The organism is Candidatus Symbiothrix dinenymphae, from assembly GCF_001431085.1.
The window spans coordinates 1-1,773 of record NZ_BBRU01000007.1 but is presented as its reverse complement, the minus strand read 5'-3'; the positions used below and the strand labels follow the sequence as shown (position 1 = coordinate 1,773).

Here is a 1,773-nt window from a genome sequence, read left to right as displayed (position 1 = left end):
GTCAAAAACAATCCGGACGGCATCGGCATTATGGCAATCGAAAACACGATTGCGGGCAGTCTGCTGCAAAATCACGAACTGATTCGCCGGAGCGATTTGGTGGTGTTTGGTGAACAAAAAATCCGCATCACACACAGTTTTGCAGCACTTCACGGGCAAAAATTGGAGGACTTGACGGAGGTCAATTCGCACCCCATCGCCCTGATGCAGTGCGGCGACTACCTCAACGCCCACCCATGGATTAAGGTGGTGGAAAGCGAGGACACAGCGTTGAGCGCACAGGAAATTGCCGAAAAGCAGTTGAAGGGTCACGCCGCAATATGCAGCCGCTACGCCGCCGAACTCTACGGTCTGAACGTGCTGGACGAGGGCATTGAAACGAACAAACGCAATTTCACCCGTTTCCTGCTGCTCGCCAACCGCGCACAAGCCGAAGAACTGCTGGACAAAAGCAAAATCAGCAAGTCGTCAATCGTCTTCACACTGCCCCACACGGAGGGTAGCCTGTCGAAAGTGCTGACAATCCTGTCGTTCTACGATGTCAACCTGACTAAAATACAGTCGCTGCCCGTCATCGGTCGCGAGTGGGAATACCTTTTTTACGTCGATGTGACGTTTGCTGAGGTGCAGAAATACCGTCAGGGGCTGGAGGCGATTCGCCCGCTGACGAATGATTTGAAGATTTTGGGAGAATATGAATCTGAGTTATGAGTAATGTCATTGCGGGCTTGACCCGCAATCCCCTGCAAAGAATAGAAATTATGACGAGCGAAGAAATTAAAAATTATAAATTATGAGAGCAATAGCACCGGCAAACAGATTGCAATCAGTCAGCGAATACTACTTCTCAAAGAAGCTGAAGGAGGTCGCCGAGATGAACGCACAAGGCTTGGACGTGATTAGTCTGGGCGTGGGAAGCCCCGATTTGCCGCCGGCGGCGGAGACCATCGACACGCTTTGTGAGGCGGCGCACCGTGCCGATGTGCACGGCTATCAGCCCTACGTGGGGATTCCCGAACTGCGTCAGGCGTTTGCCGACTGGTACAAGAAATGGTACCGCGTGGAGTTGAACCCCAACACGGAAATTCAGCCGCTGATAGGCTCCAAAGAGGGCATTCTGCATATCTCGCTGGCGTTCCTCAACCCGGGCGATGGGGTGCTAATCCCCAATCCGGGCTATCCGACATACAGTTCGGTGAGCCGCTTGGCAGAAGCCGAACTCATCCCCTACGATTTGACGGAAGAAAACAATTGGCAGCCCGATTTTGAGGCGTTGGAGCGGTTGGATTTATCGAAAGTCAAGCTAATGTGGGTCAATTATCCGCACATGCCGACCGGTGCGCCCGCGAGCAGAGAACTGTTCCAAAAGTTGGTCAATTTCGGCAAAAAGCACGGCATCGTCATTTGCCACGACAATCCATATAGTTTCATCTTGAATGATAACCCGCTGAGTATCTTGGAGATAGCCGGAGCAAAAGACATCTGCATTGAGATGAACTCACTCAGCAAATCGCAAAACATGCCCGGCTGGCGTATGGCGATGCTCGCCTCCAACGCGCAATTCGTGCAATGGGTGCTAAAAGTGAAAAGCAATATCGACAGCGGGCAGTTCAAACCCATGATGCTCGCTGCCGCCAAAGCCCTGCAAGCCCCGCGTGAGTGGTACGAAGGCATGAATAAGGTGTATCGCGAGCGGCGCAAAATCGCCGAAGAGATGATGACGGCGTTGGGTTGCACCTTCGACCCCAAGCAGTCGGGGAGGGTCCTCTGGGG

Annotated in this window: 2 protein-coding genes; both read left to right on the top strand. The window is 52.9% G+C overall.

What is annotated here, in order from left to right; genetic code table 11:
* On the top strand, window positions 1-711 hold a 711-nt coding region (locus ASC50_RS00270; RefSeq protein WP_056928544.1), incomplete at its 5' end, for a prephenate dehydratase.
* Between the two features lie 82 nt (window positions 712-793).
* Window positions 794-1,773 (top strand): pyridoxal phosphate-dependent aminotransferase (locus ASC50_RS00265; RefSeq protein WP_056928543.1); only part of this gene is annotated, 980 nt, incomplete at its 3' end.